Source organism: Thalassotalea sp. SU-HH00458, assembly GCF_040362795.1.
GTDB lineage: Bacteria > Pseudomonadota > Gammaproteobacteria > Enterobacterales > Alteromonadaceae > Thalassotalea_H > Thalassotalea_H castellviae.
Genome location: NZ_BAABWW010000007.1, coordinates 232,902 through 253,962, shown reverse-complemented (window position 1 = coordinate 253,962; position 21,061 = coordinate 232,902). Strand labels below are relative to the sequence as shown.

Annotated in this window: 19 protein-coding genes; 7 read left to right on the top strand and 12 right to left on the bottom strand. The window is 39.3% G+C overall.

Features of this window, described 5'->3' with window-relative positions; all coding sequences use genetic code 11:
• Nucleotides 1–4: 4 nt before the first annotated feature.
• The 4 genes from ubiD to trxA all read right to left on the bottom strand — a co-directional run bounded on the left by ubiD (nucleotide 5) and on the right by trxA (nucleotide 4,356).
• Nucleotides 5–1,489 carry a 4-hydroxy-3-polyprenylbenzoate decarboxylase gene (ubiD, locus tag ABXH06_RS12750; RefSeq protein WP_353518480.1) on the bottom strand — a complete coding sequence of 495 codons (1,485 nt, stop codon included), beginning with the start codon at nucleotides 1,487–1,489 and terminating at the stop codon, nucleotides 5–7.
• 81 nt (nucleotides 1,490–1,570) lie between these two features.
• Nucleotides 1,571–2,320: a substrate-binding periplasmic protein gene (locus ABXH06_RS12745; protein WP_311585028.1), complete on the bottom strand. Its 750-nt coding sequence runs from the start codon at nucleotides 2,318–2,320 to the stop codon at nucleotides 1,571–1,573.
• 232 nt (nucleotides 2,321–2,552) lie between these two features.
• Nucleotides 2,553–3,812, bottom strand: a complete 1,260-nt coding sequence (gene rho / locus ABXH06_RS12740; protein ID WP_311585032.1) for a transcription termination factor Rho — start codon at nucleotides 3,810–3,812, stop codon at nucleotides 2,553–2,555.
• A gap of 217 nt (nucleotides 3,813–4,029) precedes the next feature.
• Nucleotides 4,030–4,356, bottom strand: coding sequence for a thioredoxin TrxA (gene trxA / locus ABXH06_RS12735; RefSeq protein ID WP_311585035.1), 327 nt, complete (start codon nucleotides 4,354–4,356; stop codon nucleotides 4,030–4,032).
• A 209-nt stretch (nucleotides 4,357–4,565) separates the two neighbouring features.
• On the opposite strand from trxA, the gene rhlB reads away from it, so the two are divergent.
• Both rhlB and ABXH06_RS12725 read left to right on the top strand, forming a co-directional pair.
• On the top strand, nucleotides 4,566–5,813 hold the full coding sequence (rhlB, locus tag ABXH06_RS12730) for an ATP-dependent RNA helicase RhlB (protein WP_353518479.1): 1,248 nt from the start codon (nucleotides 4,566–4,568) through the stop codon (nucleotides 5,811–5,813).
• 15 nt (nucleotides 5,814–5,828) lie between these two features.
• Nucleotides 5,829–7,337 carry a Ppx/GppA phosphatase family protein gene (locus tag ABXH06_RS12725; protein WP_353518478.1) on the top strand — a complete coding sequence of 503 codons (1,509 nt, stop codon included), beginning with the start codon at nucleotides 5,829–5,831 and terminating at the stop codon, nucleotides 7,335–7,337.
• Between the two features lie 22 nt (nucleotides 7,338–7,359).
• On the opposite strand, the gene ilvA is transcribed toward ABXH06_RS12725, so the two are convergent.
• From ilvA to ilvG, 5 genes are all read right to left on the bottom strand, one after another.
• On the bottom strand, nucleotides 7,360–8,907 hold the full coding sequence (gene ilvA, locus ABXH06_RS12720; protein ID WP_353518477.1) for a threonine ammonia-lyase, biosynthetic: 1,548 nt from the start codon (nucleotides 8,905–8,907) through the stop codon (nucleotides 7,360–7,362).
• The gene (ilvD, locus tag ABXH06_RS12715; protein WP_311585047.1) at nucleotides 8,900–10,765 is read right to left on the bottom strand and encodes a dihydroxy-acid dehydratase; all 1,866 of its coding nucleotides are present in this window, start codon (nucleotides 10,763–10,765) and stop codon (nucleotides 8,900–8,902) included. The genes ilvA and ilvD overlap by 8 nt, the downstream gene beginning before the upstream one ends.
• 166 nt (nucleotides 10,766–10,931) lie before the next feature.
• The gene (locus ABXH06_RS12710; RefSeq protein WP_311585050.1) at nucleotides 10,932–11,858 is read right to left on the bottom strand and encodes a branched-chain amino acid transaminase; all 927 of its coding nucleotides are present in this window, start codon (nucleotides 11,856–11,858) and stop codon (nucleotides 10,932–10,934) included.
• A 117-nt stretch (nucleotides 11,859–11,975) separates the two neighbouring features.
• Nucleotides 11,976–12,221: an acetolactate synthase 2 small subunit gene (ilvM, locus tag ABXH06_RS12705; RefSeq protein WP_311585053.1), complete on the bottom strand. Its 246-nt coding sequence runs from the start codon at nucleotides 12,219–12,221 to the stop codon at nucleotides 11,976–11,978.
• Complete coding sequence (gene ilvG / locus ABXH06_RS12700) at nucleotides 12,221–13,885, bottom strand: acetolactate synthase 2 catalytic subunit (protein WP_353518504.1); 1,665 nt, start codon at nucleotides 13,883–13,885, stop codon at nucleotides 12,221–12,223. Before ilvG ends, ilvM begins: the two co-directional genes overlap by 1 nt.
• A gap of 510 nt (nucleotides 13,886–14,395) precedes the next feature.
• On the opposite strand from ilvG, the gene ABXH06_RS12695 reads away from it, so the two are divergent.
• On the top strand, nucleotides 14,396–15,919 hold the full coding sequence (locus ABXH06_RS12695; protein ID WP_353518476.1) for a YifB family Mg chelatase-like AAA ATPase: 1,524 nt from the start codon (nucleotides 14,396–14,398) through the stop codon (nucleotides 15,917–15,919).
• 5 nt (nucleotides 15,920–15,924) lie between these two features.
• On the opposite strand, the gene ilvY is transcribed toward ABXH06_RS12695, so the two are convergent.
• A complete protein-coding gene (gene ilvY / locus ABXH06_RS12690; RefSeq protein WP_353518475.1) occupies nucleotides 15,925–16,812 on the bottom strand; it encodes an HTH-type transcriptional activator IlvY in 888 nt (295 codons plus the stop codon).
• Nucleotides 16,813–17,006: 194 nt separating this feature from the next.
• On the opposite strand from ilvY, the gene ilvC reads away from it, so the two are divergent.
• The gene (ilvC, locus tag ABXH06_RS12685; RefSeq protein ID WP_353518474.1) at nucleotides 17,007–18,491 is read left to right on the top strand and encodes a ketol-acid reductoisomerase; all 1,485 of its coding nucleotides are present in this window, start codon (nucleotides 17,007–17,009) and stop codon (nucleotides 18,489–18,491) included.
• Between the two features lie 150 nt (nucleotides 18,492–18,641).
• Nucleotides 18,642–18,953: a pyrimidine/purine nucleoside phosphorylase gene (gene ppnP / locus ABXH06_RS12680; protein WP_311585064.1), complete on the top strand. Its 312-nt coding sequence runs from the start codon at nucleotides 18,642–18,644 to the stop codon at nucleotides 18,951–18,953.
• A gap of 76 nt (nucleotides 18,954–19,029) precedes the next feature.
• Here the strand turns inward: ppnP and ABXH06_RS12675 are convergent, their stop codons facing one another.
• Nucleotides 19,030–19,221, bottom strand: coding sequence for a diguanylate cyclase domain-containing protein (locus ABXH06_RS12675; RefSeq protein WP_353518473.1), 192 nt, complete (start codon nucleotides 19,219–19,221; stop codon nucleotides 19,030–19,032).
• Nucleotides 19,222–19,300: 79 nt separating this feature from the next.
• Here ABXH06_RS12675 and ABXH06_RS12670 point away from each other — a divergent pair, with 79 nt between their 5' ends.
• Nucleotides 19,301–19,696: a Fis family transcriptional regulator gene (locus ABXH06_RS12670; protein ID WP_311585070.1), complete on the top strand. Its 396-nt coding sequence runs from the start codon at nucleotides 19,301–19,303 to the stop codon at nucleotides 19,694–19,696.
• A 107-nt stretch (nucleotides 19,697–19,803) separates the two neighbouring features.
• Here the strand turns inward: ABXH06_RS12670 and ABXH06_RS12665 are convergent, their stop codons facing one another.
• Complete coding sequence (locus tag ABXH06_RS12665; protein ID WP_311585073.1) at nucleotides 19,804–20,277, bottom strand: 2TM domain-containing protein; 474 nt, start codon at nucleotides 20,275–20,277, stop codon at nucleotides 19,804–19,806.
• Nucleotides 20,278–20,649: 372 nt separating this feature from the next.
• Between ABXH06_RS12665 and ABXH06_RS12660 the strand changes: the two genes are divergently transcribed.
• The gene (locus tag ABXH06_RS12660; protein WP_353518472.1) at nucleotides 20,650–20,970 is read left to right on the top strand and encodes a hypothetical protein; all 321 of its coding nucleotides are present in this window, start codon (nucleotides 20,650–20,652) and stop codon (nucleotides 20,968–20,970) included.
• The last annotated feature ends 91 nt before the right edge of the window (nucleotides 20,971–21,061 follow it).

Genomic DNA, 21,061 nt, shown 5'->3' with positions numbered 1-21,061 from the left:
TACGTTACTCAAAAATATTGAGTTCATTCCAAAGTTCATCGACTTCACTTTTAACGCTCTCGTCCATTACTATGGGTTCGCCCCATTCTCGAGTGGTCTCACCTGGCCATTTATTGGTTGCATCCATCCCCATTTTTGACCCAAGTCCTGAAACCGGTGAAGCAAAATCTAAGTAATCAATCGGGGTATTTTCAATTAATACAGTATCTCTACTAGGATCCATTCGAGTAGTCATCGCCCAGATAACGTCTTTCCAATCACGCGCATTAACATCGTCATCACAAACGATAACAAACTTAGTATACATAAATTGACGAAGGAAAGACCAAACGCCCATCATGACTCTTTTCGCATGACCAGCATATTGTTTCTTAATAGTCACCACCGCTAATCGATAAGAGCAGCCTTCTGGTGGCAAATAAAAATCCTGAATTTCTGGAAATTGTTTCTGCAAAATTGGGACAAATACTTCGTTAAGTGCAACACCTAAAATGGCCGGCTCATCAGGCGGTCGTCCGGTATAAGTACTGTGATAAATAGGGTCTTTTCGTTGGGTGATATGCGTTACAGTCATCACAGGAAAATTATCAACTTCATTATAATAACCGGTATGATCGCCGTATGGACCTTCAGGTGCCATTTCATTTGGATCAATATAACCTTCTAAAATAATTTCAGCCGTAGCTGGCACTTCTAAATCATTACTTATACATTTCGCGACTTCTGTTTTAGCTCCACGCAATAAACCTGCAAAAGCATATTCTGAAAGCGTATCCGGTACTGGCGTAACCGCCCCTAAAATAGTGGCAGGATCAGCACCTAAAGCAACAGAAACTGGATAATTTTTACCGGGATTTTCTTTTTTAAACTCTTGAAAGTCTAATGCACCGCCACGATGAGACAACCAACGCATGATAATTTTATTCTTAGCAATTAATTGTTGACGATAAATACCTAAATTTTGGCGTTCTTTATGAGGACCACGTGTTACCGTTAACCCCCAAGTAATAAGAGGAGCAACATCACCTGGCCAACAATTTTGAATCGGCAGCTGAGTTAAATCAACGTCATCACCGCTAAAAACGTGTTGCTGGCATAGCGGCTTTTTAATGACTTTTACCGGCATATTTAGCACTTGCTTATACAAAGGCAACTTATCCATCGCATCGCGAAAACCTTTGGGAGGCTCAGGCTCTTTTAACGTGGCAAGCAGCTTACCAACATCTCGTAGAGCATTTACATCTTCTTGCCCCATAGCTAAAGCAACTCGTTCTGGCGTACCAAATAGATTCGTTAAAACTGGTATTTTGCTTGGCTCGCCATGCTCATTTACTGGGTTTTCAAATAGCAATGCCGGACCTTCTTGCCGTAAGGTTCGATCACTGATCTCTGTCATTACTAAATGAGTAGATATTGGCTGCGTAATGCGCTTTAACTGACCCAATTTTTCAAGTTGGGCGATAAAATCTCTTAAATCACTGTATTTCATTATCGTTTTTACTGAGAAATTTTTCGTTATTATACTGATATGTACATTAAAGACATCATTATTAAAGAAACTTACGGGGACTTACTCAGCAGAGCGCTGCATAACTGTTTGATAAGCTTTTGTTATTTTATCAACAACTTCATTTTCAGTTTGCTTACTTAATGCAAAATATAGCGACGTTGAAAGCTGCTCTAAATGATAAAACGGTTTTATCGCTTGGCAGTCTACTTTCAAATGCAAACAAGACAATTGAAAACTAGAGTAATTCGACGGGAATAGATCTATTCGCCCTAATTTCAACATATTAATACTTTGTGATGGCTTACTGACTAAATATAAATTGTTAAATCCTTGCGAGATTAAGTACTGCTCAGTCGCGCTGCCGCGTATAACACCAATTTTATACTTCTTTAGTGACGCTAACGTAACCGGTGACGTTAACTGCAAAGACTCCATCCCTACCAAATAGTAATTTAAACGTAATACACTACCGATCCATTGAAACGACTCTTCTCGCTGGGGCGTTCGGGCTAATGAATATATCAAGGTATTTGGTTGAGTTAAGGCAACATTATAGGCTCTCGCCCATGGCAGCACTTCAATAGAATACGGAATTTCCGCTTCATCAAGCACTGATTTAACTAATTCAGTAGAAGGACCAAGCACTTTGCCATTTTCAAGATACTGAATAGGAAAAGAATCTTCTGTTACAACTCTTAATTGTACTTCAGGGTGCTCAGTTGCCTGCGAAAGTGGTTCTTGGGCGTATGAAAAACCAGCTGTTAATTGAACGAGAAACAGGAAAATACCACTTAGAAAGTTCCGTATCATGTAAATTACCGCCGATTAGGGTTAAAAAAGGGGCATTCTATAATATCTGCAAACGATTGTCGTATGAAAAATGCACGAATTTTGCCCACTATATCTACCTCAAGTTTATATTGAAATAGATACGTTTAATAAAAGCATAGGGGTAATTTTGAAATTGACAACATTCTTAAGCAATAAAAAAGCGCTAGTCTTGCAACTAACGCTTTAAAATAAAGACAAGGATTAAAACGGATTATTTACGCTTCATCGAATCAAAGAAGTCATTATTCGTTTTAGTCATGGCAAGTTTATCAATCATAAACTCCATGGCATCAATTTCACCCATCTCATGGACAATTTTACGCAATATCCACATTTTTTGCAGCTCATCTGGCTTCGTTAATTTCTCTTCGCGACGTGTGCCACTACGGTTAAAATGAATAGCAGGGAAAACACGTTTCTCAGCAATTTTACGAGAAAGGTGTAATTCCATGTTACCGGTACCTTTAAATTCTTCGTAAATCACTTCATCCATTTTAGAGCCAGTATCAACTAAGGCAGTTGCGATAATCGTTAAGCTACCACCTTCTTCAATGTTACGTGCTGCACCAAAGAAACGTTTTGGACGATGCAATGCATTAGCATCAACACCACCCGTCAATATTTTACCCGATGAAGGGATCACCGTATTATATGCACGCGCTAAACGTGTTATTGAATCAAGTAAAATAACAACATCTTTTTTATGTTCAACTAAACGTTTAGCTTTTTCAATTACCATTTCAGCCACTTGAACGTGACGGTTTGCAGGTTCATCAAAAGTTGAAGCAACCACTTCACCTTTAACCAAACGTTGCATCTCTGTAACTTCTTCAGGACGTTCATCAATCAGCAATACCATTAACTCACATTCTGGGTGGTTATAAGCAATACTTTGCGCGATATTTTGTAAGAGAAGCGTTTTACCTGCTTTCGGGGGCGCAACAATTAAACCACGTTGACCTTTACCAATAGGAGAAGCTAAATCTAATACACGAGCCGTAATATCTTCAGTAGAACCGTTGCCGCGTTCCATGGTGACTCGTTGATCAGGATGAATTGGTGTTAAGTTTTCGAAAAGGATTTTATTGCGAGAGTTTTCAGGTTTATCAAAGTTAACTTCATTAACTTTCAGTAAGGCAAAATATCGTTCGCCATCTTTAGGCGGTCGAATCTTGCCATGAATCGTATCACCCGTTCGCATACTAAAACGACGAATTTGGCTTGGCGATACATAAATGTCATCCGGGCCGGCTAAATATGAAGAATCTGCTGATCGTAAAAAGCCAAAACCATCTTGAAGGATTTCAAGAACACCACCACCAAAGATATCTTCGCCACTTTTAGCATGCGCTTTTAAAATAGCAAAAATTATATCTTGCTTACGATTTCGAGCAAGATGCTCAAGTTTCATTGATTCAGCTAATTTTACAAGTTCACTGATGGATTTTTCTTTGAGTTCGGTAAGATTCATATTAGAGGTTCTTAGATGTTTAACGTTGTTTGATTTTGCCAATTTGGCATTGTGTTAATGGATAGAGTTTGAATTTAGAAATGTTATTTTCCGTTGAGGTATAAAGTTAGCACTAAATTCTCAGGAGGTAAAGTAACAAAAATTATCTCTGCTTATATTTAAGGTTAAGCAAAAGTCGGGTAACAAAAAGGCTCGCATTGTACGAGCCTTTTTATCGTTATAAGTTGTTATCGATAAACTCTTTTAATTGAGTTTTTGATAATGCACCCACTTTAGTATCAGCTACCGCACCGTCTTTAAACAATAATAGCGTTGGAATACCACGAATACCATATTTAGGTGGTGTAGCATCATTTTGATCTATGTTTAATTTACCAACAGTCACTTGACCTGCATATTCTTCTGCAATGTCATTTAGTAAAGGCGCGATCATTTTACATGGACCACACCATTCAGCCCAAAAATCAACCAAAACTAAGCCTGATGCGGTTAATACATCAGCTTCAAAGCTGTCATCTGATAACTGAATAATTTTATCGCTCATTTTTCTCTCCGTTAATGGTGGCATTTATCGCCAAACTGATCAGGATTATACCCGCAACAAAATGAATTACCAATACTCTTGTATTTTTCAAGCCATCATGGCCAAATTAAGTGTTTTTTTTCACGTTAAAAACGGCTATTGTTAAAAATTATACCATCGTATTATCGAGACAGTATTTATTAACTAGATAACCTGTTAAGCTAAGCGCCATGAATAATACACACTTATCAGATACAAAGTTCACAGAGCTTAATTTAGCGCCTCAAGTCGTTGCTGGATTAAATGCCATGGGCTTTGCACAATGCACAACCATACAAGCAAAATCTTTACCCGTATTACTTGAAGGCAAAGATATCGCCGGGCAAGCACAAACAGGTGAAGGTAAAACCATTGCCTTTTTAGCGGCAACCTTTCATCACTTATTACAAAAACCAGCGAAAGTTGAAAAACAGCCAAGAGCGTTAATAATGGCACCTACCCGTGAGCTTGCCATACAAATTCATCGTGACGCGCTAGAAATGGCGAAAAGTACCGGACTTCGCTTAGGCGTTGTTTATGGTGGTGAAGGCTACGACAGCCAACGTCAAGAACTGGAAGCGGGTGTTGACATTTTAATTGGTACCTGTGGTCGATTACTCGATTATATGAAACAGGGCATTTATAACTTAAGTAATATTGAAGTGGTCGTCTTAGATGAAGCGGACCGTATGTTTGACTTAGGTTTTATTAAAGATATCCGTTACATGTTTAATCGCATGCCAGCAGCAACCGACCGTTTAAGTATGTTGTTTTCTGCAACCTTATCATTTCGGGTCAAAGAACTTGCTTTTGAACACATGAACGACCCCGTTAGTGTTGAAGTTGAGCCTGAGCAAAAAACCAATCTACGTATCTCTGAAGAGCTTTTTTATCCTTCTAACGAAGATAAAATGAATTTACTGCAAACGCTAATTGAAGAAGACTGGCCAGACAAAGCCATCATTTTTGCCAATACCAAACATAGTTGTGAAAATATTCATGCGCATTTAGCTGCAGATAATGTCCGAGTTGGCCTATTAACAGGCGATGTAGTCCAAAAACGTCGTTTAAAAATATTAGAACAATTTACCAATGGACAGCTTGATGTTTTAGTGGCAACAGACGTCGCAGCTCGTGGTTTGCATATTCCACAAGTCACTCATGTCTTCAATTATGATTTACCGGATGACTGCGAAGATTATGTTCACCGTATTGGTCGTACCGGTCGTGCAGGTGCAACCGGGCATGCAATTAGTTTTGCTTGTGAAGAATATGTCTTTAATTTGCCTGCTATTGAAACTTATATCGAGCATACATTACCGGTCAGTAAATATGATCATGAATCATTAATCACTGACTTTCCTAAACCTAAGCCTCGCCAACGTCGCCATAAACCACATAATAGTGGTAGAACAGGTGGCAATCGCAATCGTAGATAACATTTAGGTGTAGTGTTGATCAGCAATAACTCTGCCAGTTCACCTTTGTATGCCATCATAGATTTAGGCTCAAACAGCTTTCATATGATGATCACCCGACAACTTGCTGATAGTGTGCAAGTTGTCGATAAGGTTAAAAGAAAAGTCCGTTTAGCAGCAGGGCTAAACAGTGATAATATTTTAAGTGAAGAAGCGATGGCTCGCGGCTTAGAATGCTTAAGTTTTTTTGCTGAACGTCTACAAGATATCCCCACTGAAAATGTTCGTATTGTCGCAACCGCCACGCTTCGACTCGCGCAAAATAGTCAACAATTCATCAATCGCGCTAACAAAGTACTTGGTCAAGAAGTTAGGCTGATTTCAGGTGAACAAGAAGCGGAATTAATTTATCTCGGTGTAGCACATACCAGTTGCTGCCAAGAAAAACGTTTTGTCATTGATATCGGTGGCGCAAGTACCGAACTTATTGTCGGTACGGCTCTTAAACCGACAAAAATATGTAGTCTGGATATAGGTTGTGTCACCTTTAATCGTCAATATTTTTCCGATGGTTTACTCACGCAAGCAAACTTTAACCAAGCCATTCTTGCGGCGAAAGAAGTCTTATCGCCATTAATAGCACCTTATTCATCGATAGGCTGGCAATCGGTTTTAGGCGGTTCAGGTACTATGCAAGCCTTAGCTGAAGTATTACTGTTTCAAAATAGACCCAGCATTATTTCTTATAACTTTCTGAAAGAAATTCAACAGCAACTGATTGAAAATCAGTCTGTCCAGCATATTAATATTGCGGGGTTAACCAGTGAAAGAACGCCGGTGATTGCCAGCGGTTTGTCGATATTAATTGCCATTTTTGAAAGCTTTGCCATTGAACAGTTACAGCTTTCTAGTGGCGCGTTACGAGAAGGTTTGCTTTATGAAATGCTGCCTTGTAATAAAAAAGTTAGTATCAGAAAACGTACCACACGTTCATTAATGCATAGATATCATGTTGACGAGCAACACGCGTATCGCGTCAAAGCTCAAGTTAAATCTCTTTTTCAAAGCTTATCTTCTGCATGGCAGTTAGATAAAGATAATAGTTATGAGTTACTACTAACGAGCTGTGACTTACATGAGATAGGTTTATTATTAGAATTTAAACATCACCAAAAACATAGTGCCTATATTATTGAAAATGCTGAATTACCCGGCTTTGATCAAGCAGATAGACAATTGCTTAAAGCGTTTGTCAAACTCTATAAAGGTGATATTGATATCAGCTTATTAAAACAATCGGTCACTGACAATCAAACCGCCGGCTACTTATTGGTGATATTGCGCTTATCAATTATTTTATGTCGCTTAAGAAAAGACGATGTATTACCGCATTACCAATCATCTGTGGACGTAAATAACACGATAAATTTATGCTTACCAAAAGATTGGCTAGCTGAGCACCCTTTAATTGCGGATGAACTTGTTTCGGAAGAAAAACACTTAGCCACCTTAGGGCTAAGTGTGAATATTCAATGTAATATTTAAGCCAAAAACAGCCTTGTTTTCATTAGGACAGAAATGCTTGATAAGCTTCATTATCTGTTTCTTCCTGCCATTGATAACCCAAGTCTTTTAAATGATTAAAAAAGTCTAGCTGTTCGTCATTTTCTACTTCAAAGCCTGCTAACACTTGACCGAATGCGGCACCATGATTTCGATAATGAAATAAACTGATATTCCAATGTTCACCTAACGTATCTAGAAATTTCTCCAACGCTCCTGGATATTCAGGAAACTGAAAGCGAAAAATTCGTTCTTGGCTATTGGTCGGATTTAACCCACCGATCATATATCTAACATGTAATTTTGCTAATTCGTTTTCGGTTAAATCAGTCGCCTGATAGGTCTGTTGAGACAACGAAGTTAATAGCTGATCTCGTTCTTGCTCGCCACCCGTTCTAACACCAACAAATATATTGGCGCTATTTTCTTTATTTTGAGCTGTGTGGCGATAATTAAATTCAGTGATCACTCGACCATTCAACGCATGACAGAATTTTCGGAAACTGCCTTTTTCTTCAGGAATAGTCACGGCTAATACCGCTTCTTTTTGCTCGCCTAATTCACAACGCTCTGAAACATAGCGTAAGGTATGAAAATTCATGTTAGCACCAGATAGAATCGCCACTAACGATTCATCGCCGGTACTGGTTTTACAATATTTTTGTAATCCTGCTAATGATAACGCGCCTGCAGGTTCGGCAATGACACGAGTCTGTTCAAAAATATCTTTTATCGACGCACAAATTTCATCCGTATTTACCGTGATCACTTCATCACAATATTGTTGAATTAACTCAAAGGTATGTTTGCCAATGCGTTTTACTGCAACGCCATCAGCAAATAGGCCAACTTGCGCTAAATCGACAGGCTGCCCTGCCAACATTGCGGCTTGTAAACAAGCAGAATCTTCCGCTTCAACGCCAATCACTTTAATATTCGGTTGCAATTGCTTGAGATAAACAGCCATTCCAGCAAGTAATCCGCCGCCGCCTACAGGTACAAATACCACATCTGTTTTCGGTTGTTGTTGCAGCAATTCTTTCGCAACTGTACCTTGCCCAGCGATCACATCCTTATCATCAAATGGATGAATAATGGTTTTATTTTCACGCTCAGCATACTCAATTGAAGCCGCTTGTGCTTCATTAAAGCTTTTACCAACTAAACGAACGTCCGCGCCAAAACGGCGAACGTTATCCACCTTAATATCTGGCGTAGTAATCGGCATAACTATGGTCGCTTTAATGCCTAACTTATGGGCAGCTAGTGCTAAACCTTGTGCATGATTACCCGCAGACGCAGCAATCACGCCATGAATACATTGTGCTTCTTGCAAATTCGCTAGTTTATTATAGGCACCACGTAACTTAAAAGAATGAACCGGTTGTTGATCTTCTCTTTTTAAGAAAATTTGGTTTCCTAAACGAGAAGATAATTTGGTTAAAGGCGTTAAATCTGTTTCAACCGCGACATCATAGACAGGGGCTAATAAAATACGGCGAAGGTATTCGAGTCCTTCGCCTTGCATTGTTTGACTTTCAGCTTCAGTCATTCGACTCTTCACCATCAAGTAAGGCACGATTACGCACCGCACCTTTATCGGCACTGGTGGCTAACATTGCATAGTTTTTAAGTGCATAACTAATTGGACGTTCACGGTTAACCGGCTTCCAAGCATCCTTACCTTTGGCATTCATCGCTGCACGACGAGCTGCTAGCTCTTCATCAGAAACCGCCAATTTAATGGAGCGATTAGGAATATCAATTTCAATAATATCGCCTTGTTCAACTAAACCAATAGTACCGCCACTGCCAGCTTCCGGAGACACATGACCAATGGATAAACCTGAAGTTCCACCAGAAAAGCGTCCATCCGTTAATAGTGCACAGGCTTTTCCTAAACCCATAGATTTTAAATAAGTGGTGGGATAAAGCATTTCTTGCATACCTGGCCCACCTTTAGGACCTTCGTATCGAATTACGACTACCTCACCAGCAACCACTTTACCGTCTAAAATACCGGCAACAGCAGCATCTTGGCTTTCAAAAATATGAGCAGGTCCAGTGAAAGTTAAGTTGTCATCACTCACTCCGGCAGTTTTCACCACACAACCATCAACCGCTATATTCCCAGAAAGTACCGCTAAGCCACCTTCCGTAGAGAACGCATTATCAATATTGCGAATACAACCATTTTCACGATCGTCATCTAAGGTATCCCAACGACAATCTTGACTGAAGGCTTTAGTTGTACGAATGCCTGCCGGGCCAGCACGATAGAATTTTTTCACGTCTTCATCGTCAGTGACTTTAATATCGTATTGAGCAATAACATCAGCAAGTGAAGTGCCCAAAATATTCGGTACGTCAGTATTTAACAGGTTAGCACGTGCCAACTCACCTAAAATACCAATTACGCCACCCGCGCGATGCACATCTTCCATATGATACTTTGGCGTAGACGGCGCAACTTTACACAGTTGTGGCACGATGCGAGATAATTTATCCATGTCTTCCATGGTGTAATCTACTTCAGCTTCTTGCGCAGTGGCTAATAAATGTAAGATAGTATTGGTTGAACCACCCATAGCAATATCTAAGCACATGGCATTGTGTAACGCTTCTTTACTTGCAATATTACGAGGTAAGGCTGACTCGTCGTTATCTTGGTAATAACGTTTGGTTAATTCAACAATTTGCTTACCTGCTTTTAAGAATAACTGCTCACGGTCGGCATGCGTTGCTAACATAGAGCCGTTGCCAGGTAAGGCTAAACCTAACGCTTCAGCTAAACAATTCATTGAATTTGCCGTGAACATTCCTGAACAAGAACCACAAGTTGGGCATGCAGATCGTTCAACTTTATCTGAATCTTCATCGGTAACTGTTGGATCTGCGCCTTTGATCATCGCATCGACTAAATCGAGTTTAATAATTTGATCAGAAAGCTTAGTTTTACCTGCTTCCATCGGGCCACCTGAAACAAAAATAACCGGAATGTTTATACGCATTGCCGCCATTAACATGCCCGGAGTAATTTTGTCACAGTTTGAAATACACACCATGGCATCAGCACAGTGAGCATTAACCATGTATTCAACTGAATCAGCAATTAAATCACGAGAAGGTAAGCTGTAAAGCATACCGCTGTGACCCATCGCGATTCCGTCGTCTACCGCTATGGTATTAAATTCTTTTGCAACGCCGCCAGCTTCTTCAATAGCGCCTGCGACAAGCTGGCCCATATCTTTAAGATGTACATGACCTGGAACAAATTGAGTAAATGAATTCACAACCGCAATAATTGGTTTGCCGAAATCGCCATCCGTCATCCCAGTAGCGCGCCATAATGCACGAGCACCCGCCATATTACGGCCTTGAGTAGAAGTTGCAGATCTTAATTTAGGCATGATTTGTATCCCGATTGATATAGTTGATAAATTTTATTTTGAAAATAGCGATAAACTGCTTTCGAAATAAAACTCATGTTTTACGGTAAATTTTGTCACTCGATTTTTTAAACGGTTCACGTGCATAGCATAATATCGCTAAACACGTGAACGCTATGGTTTGACGTTATTTAACAGCGTCTAACCAGCCTTCTGGAATTTCAGTAGAACCATCAAAAATACCAAAAAATGCTTGTTGAATCGCTTGAGTAATTGGTCCTCGAGAACCTGTACCAACAGCAATACCGTCAACGGTTTTAACCGGCACAACTTCAGTTGCGGTACCAGTCATAAAAAACTCATCCGCTAAGTATAAAGACTCACGAGAAATGGGTTCTTCACGTACTTCATAACCTAGGTTTCTTGCAAGTTGCATCACGGTGTCACGTGTTAAACCTGGAAGTATTGAAGCGGTACTAAATGGTGTGTAAATAACGCCATTTCGCACTAAAAATAAGTTTTGACCCGCCCCTTCACTAACCATGTTATTAATATCTAAAGCAATGCCTTCTGTATAACCGTGGCGACCAGCTTCCATAGAGATCAATTGTGAAGATAAGTAATTACCACCCGCTTTAGCTGCAGTTGGCATAGTGTTTGGAGCTAAACGATTCCAACTTGAAACGCCAACATCAACACCATTTTCAATCGCATCTGCGCCTAAATAAGCTTCCCAGCTAAATGCAGCAACCATTAAATCCGCTTGTGCATCTGTTGGTGGACGTAACCCCATACCTACATCACCAAGAAACGCGAGTGGTCTTAAATAAGCAGAATCTAAATTATTTTCTGCTACGGCATCTTTACACGCCTGGACAACTTCTTCATGCGTGTAAGGAATATTCATACGATATACTTTCGCCGAATCAAATAAGCGTTTGATGTGTTCTTCTAGACGAAAAATACAAGTACCTTTATGGGTTTTATATGCACGGATCCCTTCAAATACAGAAGAACCGTAATGTAACGCATGGCTCATTACATGAACTGTTGCGTTTTTCCAAGGCATGAGTTCACCGTTAAACCAGATGAGTTCAGCATTTACTTTTGCCATTTTAATTTCCTAATTTATATTTCTATGAGAATACTTTGCGATTTAGCTGAAAATATTCTTTTTTATTTTTTAAGTGCGTGTTTTCAACGCAAGTATTATAACGTGTAAATCAATAAATTACTGCGCTACTACGTCGTCTATTTTTACTTCTTTGATATCGATCAGTTTATTAATTTGATCCACCAAAAGTGTGATAGAACGCTCACTTCTTACCATTAAGATAATGGTACCTATGTTAGTACCTGTATTGACCTTGGCATTGATGCCATCAATTAAAAAACCACGATAGCGTGCAACTTGCAATATACGCTCTAACACCACCTGCTTATCATCAGCTTTGATGGTTAATTGATATTGATTCATTAGATACTCTCCATCATTTGATCATTAGCAGTATTGGGTGGCACTAAAGGCCAAACGTTATCTTGCGCATCTATTTTGACTTGCAATAAATAGGGTCCGTCATGGTCAAGCATTTCTTCTACAGCAGCAGAGACTTCACTCTTTTTGGTTATTTGTTTTGCTTTTATATCAAAAGCCGTCGCTAACATAATAAAATCAGGATTATCAGAAAGATCCGTTTCACTTAAACGACCATTAAAAAATAAATCTTGCCACTGTCGGACCATACCTAGCTTGGCATTATCAATCAGTAATATTTTCACGGGTAATTGAAAACGTTTTATCGTTGATAATTCTTGTACATTCATCATAAATGAACCATCACCTGAAACAGCGATAATACAATCGGTAGGTCGACTCACTTGTGCGCCAATTGCCGCAGGGATACCAAAGCCCATGGTTCCCATACCACCACTGGTTAAGAAATTGCTCGGATCATTAAAAAGCATATGCTGAGCAGCCCACATTTGATGCTGACCTACATCCGTGGTGACACAAGCATTTTTCGGCATTTTATCGCTGATTTCTTTCAATACTGCTGGCGCAAAAATATTTTCGCCTGGATGATCATATCGCCAAGCGTAATCTTGCTTCATTTTTTGGCATTCTTGTTGCCAGTCGACGATTGAAAGTGGAATAGCTAACGCTGGTAAGTTAATTTTTAAATCACCTAAGATGGCAGCATCAGCCGCTCTGCGTTTATTAATTTCCGCAGTATCAATATCAAAATGGATAATTTTTGCATGTGGCGCAAATTCATTTAATTTACCTGTTACACGGTCATCAAAACGTGCACCAACAGCGATTAATAAATCACATTCTTGTACGGCAATATTAGATGCTTTCGTGCCATGCATGCCAAGCATTCCGAGATAATTTTCATCCTCAGGGTCAATAGCTCCTAGCCCTTTTAACGTGGAAACACTAGGAATTTTTGTTGTTTGAGAAAATGCTCGTAATTCGTCGATAGCGTTTGCCATTCCAACGCCGCCACCAACATACAAAACAGGCTTTTTGGCTTTACTCAATAATGCAATAGCACTACCAACATTGGCTGGCGGTAATTTCACTTTATTGCGCAATTGAGAAAAATCATCAAGGCTATTTGTTACTTCTGCTAATTGAACATCTTTAGGAATATCAACTAAAACTGGCCCCTGACGGCCTTCAAGAGCAATTGCAAAGGCTTTATGCAACACCTTAGGTAAATCATTCACATCAGTCACTTGAAAAGAATGTTTAGTACAGGCTAATGACAAACCAAATACATCAATTTCTTGGAAAGCATCAGAGCCCATAGCTGAAGTAGGCACTTGACCCGTTATTGCAACAATTGGGATAGAATCAGCTAAAGCATCAGCAAGACCTGTGATCAGGTTAGTAGCACCAGGGCCAGAAGTTGCTAAACATACCCCTACTTTTCCAGATGCTCGTGCATAACCAACCGCAGAAAAAGCAGCTCCTTGTTCATGACGACAGAGAAAATGTTGCACGTCACTGTCATACAACGCATCATAAATTGGCATAATGGCTCCACCAGGGTAACCAAAAACATGCTCAACACCATGCTGTTGCAAAACATTGAATAAAACTGAACCGCCTGTTTGTTTTTTCTCGGTTGTCATTTGCTTAGTAAAACTATTCAACAATTATTCACCTTAATCGTTTGATAAAAATGATAAAAGTTAACTAGTATTCTCCTTTATTAAAAAATTATTGTGCTGATTTACTTCGTTATTTGAAATGTCACTATTTGCATTTCCAATTAAGCAAAAACCCCTCGGTCCTTTCGGAGCGAGGGGTTTGTTAATACTCTTAGCTTTATTTTAGCTCAACAAACGACCTCGCAGTGATTGAATAATCACGACGACGAGAATGTTAATAATGACTGAGCTAAATGTTTGCATGTTTATTCATTAAACCTAAATAAAACTAATAAATTTGTTGGCGATTTCCAGCCTATTTAAATTAGTACCATAGCTCTAATTCATTGTGCAAGCTTTTTTACTGACCTTTTTATTATGCTATTAAATTTTTTGTTATATGAGCGCCTAATTTAACGCGTTTCTACTCGCAAAAAAGTAAATCTATAACTACACTTCGAAAACCTAAGGATGATAAATAAATGGATTTATATGTCACTTGCCTGTGTTTTCTCTCGTGCGCGTGTGGGTTTAGAGTCACCGCTAGTTACCGTTGAAGTTCATTTAGCCAACGGATTACCCGCCTTTAATATTGTTGGTTTACCTGAAACCACAGTGCGTGAAGCAAAAGATCGCGTGCGTAGCGCCATCATCAATTGCGGATATGAATTTCCTGCTAAACGCATCACCATTAATTTAGCGCCCGCTGATTTACCCAAAGAGGGTGGCCGGTTTGACTTGCCGATTGCGGTTGGCATTTTAGCCGCATCAGAACAAATCCCACACCAAGAATTATTAAACTATGAATTTGCCGGTGAACTCGCCCTTTCAGGTGAATTACGCGAAGTAATTGGCGAGATCCCCATGGCGATGGCATGCGAGAAAAGTCATCGAACGTTAATCATACCCGCACAAAACGCAGAGCAAGCAAGTTGGGTGAAGGGCGCGAAAATCTTTGCCCTTAGCCATTTAACCCAATTGTATCCACATTTGTTAAAACAACAATCTTTACCTATGGTTACCGCAAAAACACCCCAGCAAAATAATAAACAATCTACCTTAGATATTTGTGATGTTATTGGTCAGCCATTAGCCAAAAGAGCGCTAGAGATTGCCGCTTCTGGTGGACATAATTTAATGTTTATTGGCCCGCCAGGCACGGGAAAAACCATGTTAGCCAGCCGATTACCAGGCATTTTACCCCCCATGACAGAAGACGAGGCTTTAGAAGTTGCTGCCATTCAATCCATCAGCCAGCAAGTGATCAATGAACAATCTTGGCAAACACGTCCCTTTCGTGCGCCCCACCATACCGCCTCTTCTGCCGCTTTAGTCGGTGGAGGCAGTCAACCACAACCTGGAGAAATTTCGTTAGCACATCATGGCGTGTTATTTCTTGATGAATTGCCTGAGTTTGAACGAAAAGTTTTAGATGTATTACGCGAGCCTTTAGAATCAGGGGAAGTGACCATTTCCCGTGCTTTGCATAAACAAACCTACCCAGCAAAATTTCAACTCGTCGCGGCGATGAACCCGAGTCCAACAGGGTTTTATAATGATCGTCGTAGTACGCCCGAGCAAGTGTTGCGCTATTTAAATCGTTTATCTGGGCCGTTTCTTGATCGCATTGATATTCAAATTGAAGTCACCCGCTTACCGAAAGGCATGTGGAGTAAAAATTCTGAAACCAATGAAACCACAGCCAAAATAAGACAACGCGTGAAAAAATGCCGTGACATTCAATTGCAAAGGCAAGGAAAACCCAATGCACAATTAGCCAGTGCGGAAGTGCGAAAATTTTGCGGTTTATCAGAAGAAGACAATGAATTTTTAGAATTAGCCGTTGAAAAACTTGGATTATCAACACGCGCGCATCATAAAATTTTAAAGATTTCTCGCACGCTGGCTGATCTTGAAGGAGATGAAAATATTCATCGTCAACAACTTATCGAAGCATTGTCGTATCGAGCGATGGATAGAATATTACGTCACCTTAGCGAAGCAGTTTCCGTGTAAAAATGCTAATTGGTGTTTGCAATGGCGGCTAAAAATGCTTGGATCAGTGCATGCTCTTTGTTTTGATTTAATGAGCAAATGCCTAATTCAAAGGGTTCTATTTCACCAACATTTGCCAAGTACTGTACGCGATCTTTAACCGGACTGTTTTCCACCACCACATAGGGTGCCACTCCTACACCACAACCTAAAGCGACCATACTAACCAAGGCTTCGTGCCCTGATACCGTCGCATAAATATTAGGTTTACCTTGTTGACGTCGACGGAACCAATAATCAAAGCGCTTTCGAGCAACACCGTGCTCCGGCAAGATCATCGGCACTTCATGCCAAGGTATCGTTTTATTTTTTACTAACTGCTGCACTTGGCAAGTCATGGTTGGCGCAATCACTGATAATGGAATTTTCGCCAGAGGCTGAAAATGAAACAGTCGAGAGATATTTTCAGGTTTTACCGCAATAGCCAAATCAACCGATTGTTGTTGCACTTGCTCAAAAGCATCAGCGGCATCACCGGTAGTTAACATAATTTCGACTAATGGATGTTGTTGTCTGAAACGCTCTAGCAGTGGAGGCAAATGACTATAAGCGGCAGTAACGGAACAATAAATATGAAGTTTTCCTTGCAACTGCTCTTGCTTTTGATTCAAGGAAAGTTGTAATAATTGCCACTGTTCAAGTTGCTGCTCAGCGTATTGTTGAAACTGTTTTCCAGACTCAGTTAAAACGACAGTACGGTTGTCTCGATGAAGCAACGAAGTCCCCACTTCATCTTCAAGCCTTTGAATTGCACGACTCAAGGTTGAAGTACTTACATGGTTTGCTTCTGCTGTTCTGCCAAAATGTAAATTTTGCGCAAGGTGAACAAACATTTTTAGTGATTTAAGATCCATCAAACACCCATTTTAGTACATTAAAAACTATATCGTTGCGTTTTTTGCAACGTAATGATGCAAATATATCATTTTAAGCAACATAAGTCTTGCGCTATCATCGCCCCATCGTCAGAGATCGCTGACAACGAAATTAACTTTATTGGCCAAACATTTCGAACAGAACTGCCAAACGCCAGTGAAAAGGAATCAAAATGAGCAACTATTTTAATACATTAAGTTTACGTGAAAAATTAGCCCAATTAGGCAAATGTCGTTTTATGAAACGTGAAGAATTCAGCGATGGCTGTAACTTTATTAAAGATTGGAACATTGTCATCGTCGGTTGTGGTGCTCAAGGTTTAAACCAAGGTTTAAACATGCGCGATTCAGGTTTAAATATTTCATATGCTTTACGTGACGCAGCAATTGCAGAGAAACGTCAATCTTGGCAGTGGGCCACAGAGAACGGCTTTACCGTTGGTACGTATGAAGAATTAATTCCACAAGCTGATTTAGTTTTAAACTTAACGCCTGATAAACAGCATACTTCTGCAGTAACGGCTGTTATGCCTCACATGAAGCAAGGTTCAACGTTAGCTTATTCGCACGGTTTCAACATTGTTGAAGAAGGCATGCAAATTCGTTCAGATATCACGGTTGTAATGGTTGCACCTAAATGTCCGGGTACTGAAGTACGTGAAGAATACAAGCGTGGATTTGGTGTTCCAACACTTATCGCTGTTCACCCAGAAAATGATCCGCAAGGTAATGGTTTAGCCATTGCTAAAGCATACGCTTCAGCAACAGGTGGTGACCGCGCAGGTGTACTTGAATCCTCTTTCATCGCTGAAGTTAAATCAGACTTAATGGGCGAGCAAACCATTTTATGCGGCATGTTACAAACCGCTGCTGTTTTAGGTCACAAGCAATTAGTGGCACAAGGAATTGATGCAGCTTACGCTCGTAAGTTATTACAATACGGCATTGAAACCGTTACTGAAGGCTTAAAACACGGTGGCATCACTAACATGATGGATCGCTTATCAAACCCTGCAAAAATTAAAGCGTTTGATATGTCAGAAGAATTAAAAGTTATTTTACGCCCATTATTTGAAAAACACATGGACGATATCATCGAAGGTCACTTCTCTGCCACTATGATGGAAGACTGGGCGAACGATGATGCTAACTTATTAAAATGGCGTGAAGAAACCGCTGAGTCTTCTTTTGAACAAGCACCAGATTGTGACGTAGAAATTACTGAGCAAGAATATTACGACAAAGGTATTTTCGTTGTTGCTATGGTCAAAGCTGGTGTTGAATTAGCATTTGAAGCGATGGTTGCAGCCGGTATTATTGAAGAGTCTGCTTACTACGAATCACTTCATGAAACACCATTAATTGCTAACTGTATCGCCCGTAACAAGTTATACGAAATGAACGTTGTTATCTCGGATACCGCTGAATACGGTAACTACTTATTTACGCACGCTGCGCAACCATTATTGGCTGAATACGCGAGTAAATTAACCCTTGAAGAATTAGGCGAAGGCTTAAAAGAAAGCTCAAACGGTGTTGATAACGTTCGTTTAATTGAAGTTAACGAAGCAATTCGCAGTCACGGTGTAGAAAGCGTTGGTAAAACATTACGTGGTTACATGACTGATATGAAGCGTATTGTTGAATCAAATCTTTAATTTATCTTTAAAGAATAGTTAGAAGATAAGCACTTTCTCGGCCTGACATTATTGTTGAAAATAATGAGTTAGGCCAAAAGCCGATATTAGTACTCTCTGGCGCTGATATCGGTTTTTTATTGCCAGAAATTTAATCATTAGGAATTTAACATGTCACAATTTAACAATGTAACCGTAGACGTAGCTGCCAATGTGTATTTTGACGGTAACGTGACCAGTAGAAAAGTAACATTTGCCGACGGTAGCTTTAAAACATTAGGTATTATGATGGCGGGTGAATATGAATTTGGCACCGAAGCTGCGGAGTTGATGGAAATAACCGCTGGTGATATTTCCATTTTATTACCCAATAGTGACGAATGGTTAGATATTCAAGGTGGCCAGTCTTTTAACGTACCGGCCAATGCAAGCTTTAAGGTTAAAGTGAGATCATTAACTGATTATTGTTGCTCTTACCTTTAATCATGAAATTTATATTCGGTGAGAAGCGCTAAATATAGCGATAGATCTCACCGGAATAATGCTGAAAAACCAGAGTTTACTCGCTTACGACTATATTTCGACCCTCGGCCTTTGCTTGATACAGTAAATTATCGGCTTGTGCGATTGCCTCATCAAGACTATTTTGTCCCAAACAATTGACCACACCAATACTAACCGTTAATTCAATAGGTGAAATTTCCGCTAAATAAGCATCCATAGAATCAAATCCATGACAGAGAAATTGCACAAATTAACCAATTCGCTGTGACGAGAGTACCTCATTAAGTTATGATCATCATCCTAAAATAACGTTTTAAATAAATATCATGAAATTAACCAAAACGACGCAAAAACTTGATAATAATATCTGTAAGGCATTAACCATTGCTTGCGAAAACTCATTACATAAAATTGCAGGTTTTAGTTGGTTAACGCATCGAGCAAATTATACAAATTTCCCCGCCAGCCTCATTGTTACTTGTGTGTTTGAAACTGAAAATGATATTGAAGAAATGAAAGCAAAAAACCTCGCGACAGCCTTTCAGCAAGATATTCAAAAACAATTACTTAAAATTGGCGTTATAGTAAAAAATGTTAATCAGTGTATTCATTTTGACAGTGAAGAAGCTTGCGAAAAGCATCATCAAGGACAATGGAGCGAGCGATTAAAATTAAAGACCACCAAACAAAAGCCTAATATTAATAATCGTCGTATGCATTAATTGTTGAGAATTGATCAGAAAAAACACATGAAAACAGCCAATAAATATTGTATGTATTTTGCTGGGTTACGTTAAATATTGGCGTGCAATGTTAATGTAAATATTCGTTATAATTTTTTACCGAGTCTTTTTTCAATTTGTTTCTTTTCCCAGTCTGCTCCAAAAAAAGTAAACACTTCAAAAACACTCAAGCCGTGAGACAGAACACCAATGCCCCACCCAAAAGCAACCCACCATGCCCAAATGTAGCCGGGACTAATAAAATAATTAATCACAAACAAAAGTATTATCACAACCGAGTAGTTTATTAGGTGTGTGTAAAAACTTTTAATATCTTTAACGTGTTCAATAACTTCAATTTCATGATCACTAAGCTGCTCTGTTTTTGTCGGTGTCATAGTATTTCCCTCTTGTAGTTCAGATAATGGAATATCAAAAACAGCCGCTAAAGATTTTAATGATTCTAATCCTGCATTTTGTCCTCGTTCAATGCGTTGAATAGTTCGGATACTTAAGCCACTAAACTGTGAAAGTTGCTCTTGTGACCAACCATGTTTCAACCTTAATTTACGAACGATCATTTTTTATCCTTAACCAGTTGTTCTACATTTACTATGAACAAATTTAATTCTATTTGTTACGTCACGAAGGCGACAAACACATGACACCCCAATAAAAATAAGGCATTCAAACGGAAGATGTTACCGCCACACAATCTAGATTAATAGAAAATCAGCAGTTTAACTATTAATAATTGCCATAATAGCTTTACATTTACTCTCGATGATAACGCATGATTATCATTACATGGGATGACACCAGCGAGAAAAATGATAAAGTATCTCCAAATCGTCGTAAGAAATTAAAACCTTGATTTTAGTTTCATCAATCAGCAACGCAGAAATATCAACAATACAATGACAGCTTGCTAATCAAATAATCCAAGGAACAAAATGAGTACTAAGAATTTTGCTGACTTACAGCGCATGGTCATGATTTCAAATGAAGAGTTTTTACTTGATAACCCGCAAAGTAAAACAGAAGTAGGATTACAAACCGCCATTCGAGAAGAGGGTTTTATGGCTGACGGAGTCGTTATTGATCAACCTTCAACATCAAAAAGAATCGTTTTTCATATGCATGACAATCACCCAGGTGTTGTAGGTTATGCGTCAGGTTTTTCTGATCGCGCCAGCAACACTGAAATGCAATCGATTGAATTAGATAAAGTCAGCATTGCATTTATCAAAGAGCAAATGAAAAACCACTTCTAATTTAAGCTGTATGTCACTGAAGTAGTGTATCGACATTAAAAATGTGCAGTCAATCAAGATGATTGCTGCACGTTTTGATAAAAAGTAATAG